This is a genomic window from Rhabdonatronobacter sediminivivens, assembly GCF_013415485.1.
In the GTDB taxonomy this organism is placed as follows: domain Bacteria; phylum Pseudomonadota; class Alphaproteobacteria; order Rhodobacterales; family Rhodobacteraceae; genus Rhabdonatronobacter; species Rhabdonatronobacter sediminivivens.
The window spans coordinates 1-6,688 of the sequence record NZ_JACBXS010000078.1 but is presented as its reverse complement, the minus strand read 5'-3'; the positions used below and the strand labels follow the sequence as shown (position 1 = coordinate 6,688).

At 67.6% G+C, this 6,688-nt stretch carries 7 protein-coding genes; 3 read left to right on the top strand and 4 right to left on the bottom strand.

Features of this window, described 5'->3' with window-relative positions; genetic code table 11:
• Positions 1 to 132: 132 nt before the first annotated feature.
• Positions 133 to 735: a Smr/MutS family protein gene (locus HUK65_RS17755; RefSeq protein WP_179907598.1), complete on the bottom strand. Its 603-nt coding sequence runs from the start codon at positions 733 to 735 to the stop codon at positions 133 to 135.
• 90 nt (positions 736 to 825) lie between these two features.
• On the bottom strand, positions 826 to 1,491 hold the full coding sequence (locus HUK65_RS17750) for a Tim44/TimA family putative adaptor protein (RefSeq protein ID WP_179907597.1): 666 nt from the start codon (positions 1,489 to 1,491) through the stop codon (positions 826 to 828).
• 108 nt (positions 1,492 to 1,599) lie between these two features.
• Between HUK65_RS17750 and HUK65_RS17745 the strand changes: the two genes are divergently transcribed.
• Positions 1,600 to 2,082 (top strand): FxsA family protein, encoded by a 483-nt coding sequence (locus HUK65_RS17745; protein ID WP_179907596.1) that lies wholly within the window; start codon positions 1,600 to 1,602, stop codon positions 2,080 to 2,082.
• Positions 2,083 to 2,138: 56 nt separating this feature from the next.
• Positions 2,139 to 2,681 (top strand): protein-export chaperone SecB, encoded by a 543-nt coding sequence (gene secB / locus HUK65_RS17740; RefSeq protein WP_179907595.1) that lies wholly within the window; start codon positions 2,139 to 2,141, stop codon positions 2,679 to 2,681.
• Positions 2,682 to 2,783: 102 nt separating this feature from the next.
• Here secB and HUK65_RS17735 read toward each other — a convergent pair whose 3' ends face one another.
• Both HUK65_RS17735 and HUK65_RS17730 read right to left on the bottom strand, forming a co-directional pair.
• The gene (locus HUK65_RS17735) at positions 2,784 to 4,349 is read right to left on the bottom strand and encodes a GTPase (RefSeq protein WP_179907594.1); all 1,566 of its coding nucleotides are present in this window, start codon (positions 4,347 to 4,349) and stop codon (positions 2,784 to 2,786) included.
• The gene (locus tag HUK65_RS17730; protein WP_235442252.1) at positions 4,336 to 5,412 is read right to left on the bottom strand and encodes a GTPase family protein; all 1,077 of its coding nucleotides are present in this window, start codon (positions 5,410 to 5,412) and stop codon (positions 4,336 to 4,338) included. The genes HUK65_RS17735 and HUK65_RS17730 overlap by 14 nt, the downstream gene beginning before the upstream one ends.
• A 207-nt stretch (positions 5,413 to 5,619) precedes the next feature.
• Here HUK65_RS17730 and HUK65_RS17725 point away from each other — a divergent pair, with 207 nt between their 5' ends.
• Positions 5,620 to 6,525, top strand: coding sequence for a LysR family transcriptional regulator (locus tag HUK65_RS17725; protein WP_179907593.1), 906 nt, complete (start codon positions 5,620 to 5,622; stop codon positions 6,523 to 6,525).
• The last annotated feature ends 163 nt before the right edge of the window (positions 6,526 to 6,688 follow it).

Here is a 6,688-nt window from a genome sequence, read left to right as displayed (position 1 = left end):
AAGTGTTCCTCTCCGCCGTCGCGCTCGCCGCAACCGTCCTCTTCTGGCTTTGAATATCAATGAGTCTGGAGCCTAAAGGTTCGAACGGGTTTTAGATGTTCACCGGGGGCATGTTAGCGGTGCGCCCTGTCCTCACCGCCGCCGCCTCAAATACACATAGAGCGCGCCGTCACCCCCATGGCGGCGGTGGGCGGGGCGGAGGTCTAGGATCATGGGGGCCAGCGGCGGGCGGCGGAGCCAGAGGGGGGCCTCGTGGCGCAGGGCGCCGGTGCGGCGGGGGATGGGGCCGGGGTCGTCGCCGCGCCTGCCCTTGCCGGTGATCACCAGCACCAGCCGCAGCCCCCGGGTCCAGGCATCGGCGATAAAGCCGGTCAGGGCGCCCTGGGCCTCGGCCAGGGTCATGCCATGCAGGTCAATCCGCGCTTCGGGCGCCAGCTGGCCGCGGCTGAGGCGCATGAACTGGCGTTTGTCCATGGTGACCGGCGCGGATTTCAGCGCCTCGCCCATGGGCAGGGCAAGGTCATGGCCCGGGCGGCGGTTGCTGCCCTGCCCGATGGCGAAATCCGCCGGCAGCGCCGTGCGCCGCTGGGCTGTGGGAGCGGTGCCGGGCGGTGGTGTGACGGGGGGGCGGGCAGGTGCCTTCGGCGCCTCGCGTCCCGGCAGCGCGCGGGCGGTGCGGGCGACCTGTTGCCAGACTTCGAATTCCTCGGGGTGCAGGCTGCGGCGGCGGGACATGTCCTTGCGCTCCGAAGTTGCGACCGGCCGGAGGCGCTGCCGATGCCTGCCCCTGCCGACCGTGCCCGCCCGCGGGCCGGTCAGCGCCGGTCAGCCACCGGTGGCGACCAGCTTCCAGTTGGGGCTGTCCGATTTCATGTTCCGCGCAAAGGTCCAGATGTCCTTTTGCCGCTTGATCACATTCGGATCACCCTCGACGATCTCACCCTCGGCATTGCGCACGACCGATGTCAGCTCACCGATGAAGCGCACGGTGATCTCGGCCTCGGCGCTGTCTTCATCGAATGTGGCTTCGGTCAGCGACAGTTCGCGCACGCCGACGAACTCGGCATCGACGCGCAGATTCTCACGCTCACGCAGTTGCACCACCTCATCGAAGCTTTCGAACACATCGCGCGACAGGAAGGGCAATATGTCATCCAGAGTGCCGTTTTCGAACGACATCAGGATCATCTCATAGGCGCCGCGCGCGCCCGAAAGGAATTCGGTGACGTTGAAGTCAGGGTCCACGGCCTTCATCCGGCCCAGCGCCTTGGCGGTGTCCGAATCCTCGGGGACATGGTCGGTGATGTCCGTGTCCGGGCCGCCTTCGATAACTTCGAACCGGCGCGGCATGGGCGCTTCATCCTGCGGTGCGGGGCCGTTGACCGGAGGTTTCTCGAACCCGTCGCGGGACCCGAGCACACTGCGCAGGCGCATGATCAGAAACACGGCGATGCCTGCAAGAACCAGAAGCTGTATCACGGCAGGGTCCATCGTTACCTCGGTCGGGGGTTGGTATCACGGGTCTGGCCCTTATGTAAGGTGCCAGGGCAGGGGTGTCTACCTAAAGCGCCCCGACGCCGGGACAAGTAAGAGGGATCAATGCGGATTTTGCTGGCGCTGGTTGCGCTTCCCCTGATCGAGATCACGCTTTTCGTCCAGACCGGCCGCTGGCTGGGGCTCTGGCCGGTGCTGGGGCTGGTGGTGGTCTCGGCGCTGGCGGGGGGGATGGTTCTGGCGCGGGGGCGCTACAGCACCCTGCGCGAGCTTCAGGCGGCCGTGGAGCAGGAGCGCGACCCCGCCGGGCCGCTGGGCCATGCGGCACTGCGGATGATGGGGGGAATGCTGCTGGTGGTCCCGGGGTTCTTCAGCGATGCGCTGGGGCTGCTGCTGATGCTGCCGCTCGTGCGCGCGCAGATGCTGCGCGGGATGATGGCGCGGATGCAGGTGATGCGCGCGACCGCTGCGCGGCGCCAGGGCACGCGAGCGGGTGATGTAGTCGAAGGCGACTATGAGGTGCAGGAGCCGCGCGCCGACAGCCCCTGGCGCGAATTGCCCCGGGACCACCCCGAAAACCGGCATTGAGGCGTCATGCCTGACCTGCTAGAACCCGCCGCAACACAGATTTTCAGGAGCGATCCATGACCGAGAACGGCAATAACGGCGCCGGGGCCGCCGCCCAGCCCCAGCAAGCTCAGACAGGGCAGAACCCGCAGGTGAAGATGCGCGTGCTGTCGCAATTCGTGAAGGACCTGTCATTCGAGAACATCGCCGCGCAGAAGGCGATTTCGGGCGCGAATGTCCAGCCGGACATCAAGGTGCAGGTCAGCCTGGACGCGCGCAAGCGTGATACCGAAAACCAGTACGAGGTGACCACCAAATACAAGGTCGAATCGAAGAACAAGTCCGATGACAGCGTCCTGTTCGTGGTCGAACTGGACTACGCCGGGGTGTTCCATATCGAAAACGTCCCGCAGGAGCAGATGCATCCCTTCCTGCTGATCGAATGCCCGCGGATCCTGTTCCCCTTTGCGCGGCGGATCATTTCGGATGCCACCCGCGATGGGGGTTACCCGCCGCTGAACTTGGACAATGTGGATTTTCTGGCGCTGTATCGTCAGGAACTGCAGCGCCAGGCGGCGTTGCGCGCCCAGCAGGGCGAAGAGGCCCCCGCCACGAACTGAAGGCCCTCGGAGCCGGGTGGCCTTGCCGCCGAGATATCCGACGCCGCGCAGGCCCCCTGCGCGGCGTTTTCTGTGGGCCCCCGTGGGCATTGCGGGCCGTGCTCAGTCCCCGCCCTTGCCAACGCGGCGGCGGATGTGGCGGAAGCCTTCGCGCAGGCCCTGCGCGGCGCGGCCCATGTTTTCACGCAGGCGCAGTCCCTGGGGGGCGCCCTCCAGCCGACGGCGGTTGCGCTGGACCATCAGCGCCTCATCCAGCGCCGCGGCAATGGCCTGTTCCACGGCGTCCAGGTTCCAGAGCGGGTGCTCGGCGCTGACCGGGATCGGCACCAGGTCCAGATCGGCGCCAATACTGGCCATGGCACGGCCCAGGCGCTGGGCCTCCCCCTCGGGCAGGTGGTTTTCGGGATAGGGCCAGTCCGGCATCAGCGTGTCCACGGCGCTGGCCGTCAGCACCATGGGCGGCGGGCGGCGCGCGGGCATTTCGGCCAGGGCGGCGCGGAAATCGGCCATCAGCGTGGCATCGGCATCGCGCCCGCTGCGATTGGCGCGGATCACCCACAGGATCAGGTCCGCCTGGGTCATTTCCTCCAGCAGCAGCGCGCTGACCCTGGCGCTGCCATCCAGTCCGGGCGTGTCAATGAGCCGCACCGGCGTGTCATGGATCACTGCGTCATGGGTGATCGGGGCGTCGGTGGTGGGGGCCATGTCGGTTTCGCCTGCGCTTTCGCCATGCAGGGCATTGATCAGCGTGGTCTTGCCGGCGCTGACTTGGCCGATGACCACAATCCGTACGGGCTCATCGGGGCGGGCCATGCGGGCGCGGTCGCGTGCGGCGCTGCCCAGTTCCAGTTCCAGCAACTCTGCGTCGGAGAAGCGCAGCCGCCCGGAGTACAGATCCACCGAGGCCTGGGCGATCTCCTCCAGCAGGGCAAGCTGGGCATCGCGGCGCATGCGGTCGCTCAGCCGTTCCTGCAACCCGGCCGAGGCGATGCGCTCGATCTCGCGCAGCACACCCAGGGCGGGGTTGACCATCAGCCGCACCCCCCGCCAGACCATGTAGCCCGAGGTCCAGGCCGTCTGCGCCGTCTGGCGCTGTTGCCAGGCCCACCACATCGTCCGCACCGGCAACTGGTCCGAAAACGGCACGTTGCGGCGCAGAAAATCGCGGTAGCGCAGGGCCACGCTGTCAACCAGCAGAAGTGCCTCGGGCAGGGTGAAATCCAGGGCGCCGCGCTTGCCGTCCGACAGGTCCGAGGCCACGGATTCGATAACCGCCAGCGCCTGGGGCGGGATGTCATCCCAGGGCAGGGCCTTGGGCAGGTGCGATGCGGCCAGGGCGCAGGCGCGGTCAAAGGCGCGGGCCTCGCGGGTGTCCCAGTCGGGGTTGGGGCTGGGGCGCTGGTGATCCGGCGGGGGGGTGTCCGTTTCACCGGCTTCCTGCTGTGGCGCGCGCGCGCGCCTGTGGCGCCATTCCAGCGCCAGCCGCACCCCGCGCCCGGTCACCACAAGCGCGATGCTGGCGGCCACGAAGATCAGCAGCCAGCCGCGTTCGAACAGCCAGAAGAACCCCAGCACCGAGGTCACGGCAAAGGGCAGTACCAGAAGCCCGGCCAGGCCAAGCTGGTTCCAGCGCAGGAAGATGCGGCGCAGGCGTTCAGCCAGAGACATCGCGTGCCCTCTGGAGGGCGCGGGTGAAGACCGCGCGCAGCTCATCGCTGTCCGGCGGGGTGCCATGGCGGCTGCGGTACAGCCAGAGCGCCGCCGCCCGGCCCAGCGCATAGGTGGCGGCAAAGCTGGTGGCGGCGGCGGCCGCCGCGCCCAGCGTCTGGCCGACCACCGGCACCAGCTTCGCCCCCTGCCGCAACCCGTGCCCCAGGGCCAGGCGCAGCGCGATCCCCGAGCCCAGCGCGGTGGCAAACCCGCCCGCCCGTGCCGCTGTCCATTTCAACCCGTAGCGCGCGGCGAGGGCGTGCAGCATCGCGCCTTGCAGCGCGGGCACGCTGACCGTGCCGATCAGAGGCGCGGCATCGGTGGCCCCGGCGGCGCCTGCATACCACAGCACCAGGGCGCGGTGGCTGGCAAAACTGGCGGTTTCGGCATCGGCGGCGCGCTCCTCCATCATCATCAGGGCCAGGTCCGGGACCATCTGGGCCAGGGCGGCGCGCAGGTCATCCAGCCCTTCGGCCTGCTGTCCCGGCGGAAGCGCCATGGTGACCGCGGGCAGACCGCCCCCCGCGGCCCGTTCCAGCCGCTCCGAGGTGGCCGCCCGGGCACGGTCGCATTTGCCGGTGTCGCCCAGCAGATCGGCCCCGGTATGGACCAGCAGGATCGGCAGCTTGGGTCGGCGGCGGCGCAACTCGGCCAGCACATCGGCCAGCGGTCCCTGCACCGGGTCATCCAGCCGGGCCACGGCGATCACCGCATGGCTACCGGCTTCGGCGGTGCGCAGGTCTTCGCCGGGGTCATAGCCGACCTCGCCCAGGCCGCGGGTGTCCAGAAAGCGCATGACCGGATGGTCGGCGGGAAAGTCGAAAGCCTGGGCGGTGCGTGTGCAGGGCGCAAAGCCGCTGCCGATTTCCGCCTGCCCCGTCAACGCCTGCACCAGCGATGACTTGCCTGCCCCGGTCTTGCCCAGCAGCCATAACACGGGCCGCGGGGGCTTGCTTGGCAGGGGTGCGTCCGGATCAAGCCGGGCGCCCCGCCCCAGCAGGCGCCGGATGTGGTGTTTCAACGTCCTGTCCTTCCCTTCCCTTTCGGTTGCCGGGGGCGTTTCGATCGTCGCAAGCGCAGTGGCCCGTTGCTGGAACCGCGCCAACGGCCCCGATATCTTCGGGATTGTTGCCGTATTCGCAGGAATGTCCATAGCGTTCCTCATTCCTGCCCGAATTGGACTGCATCTACGGCATACGCAAGGTGTGCACGAAAGCGAGTTCTGGCGATGGATCGATTGACGGAGATGGAGGCGTTTGCCACGGTCGTGGACCAGGGTGGCTTTACCGATGCCGCCCGCAAGCTGGGCATTTCCAAATCCGCCGTATCGAAACACGTCTCGTCGCTGGAGGCCCGTCTGGGTGCGCGGCTGCTCAACCGTACCACGCGCCGCGTCAGCCCCACGGATATCGGGCTGATCTATTACGACCGGGCGCGCCGGGTGCTCAATGACGCGGGCGAGGCTGACAGCATCGTCACCGCCATGCAATCCGAACCTTCGGGCATGTTGCGCATGTCCGTGCCCACGGATTTCGGCGTGTCCTATCTGTCCACCATGATCGGCCAGTTCATGCAGAACTACCCCGAAGTCACGGTGAACATGGTGCTGAAGAACCGCCATGTGGAGTTGATCTCGGAAGGGTTCGACATGGCCATCCGCATCGGTGAGCAGGAAGACAGCAGCCTGCGCGCGCGCCGCTTCTGCCAGACCACGCAGCGGCTGGTGGCGTCGCCCGAATACCTGGCCCGTCAGGGCAGGCCCGCGCGGATCGATGATCTGACCGATCACCGTCTGTTGCATTATTCTACCCAGGCCAGCGGCAATGTCTGGAAGATCACCGCCCCCACCGGTGAATTGCGCCAGGTGCGCAGCTCTGGCTGGCTGACCGTCAATGATGGCCGCTCCCTTCTGGATGCGGCGGTGGCGGGGCTGGGGATCGCCTATCTGCCAAGTTTCCTGTATCATGAAGCGCTGCGCGAAGGGCTGGTGGAGGATGTGATCCCCGATCTCCCGCGCGAGGTGCAGGGCATCTATGCCGTCTATCCGCCGGGGCGCTTCACCCAGCCAAAGGTTCGCGCCTTCATCGATTTTCTGGTCGAGCGTTTCGCCGATCTGGGGCCGGATACCTGGTAGGTTCGGGCCGGGGGAGGCCCGCGGGCTGCACGGTTAGTGTTCGCCACCTGACACAAGATTCCTGCGCGCCGGGTGTGCTTGACACCAGGGCACCTCGATTTTTGCCTTTCAGGGCCGGTTCGGCGGCCTGAAGCCTTCAGGAAGCGGCTTGGCGTGGGGCTTC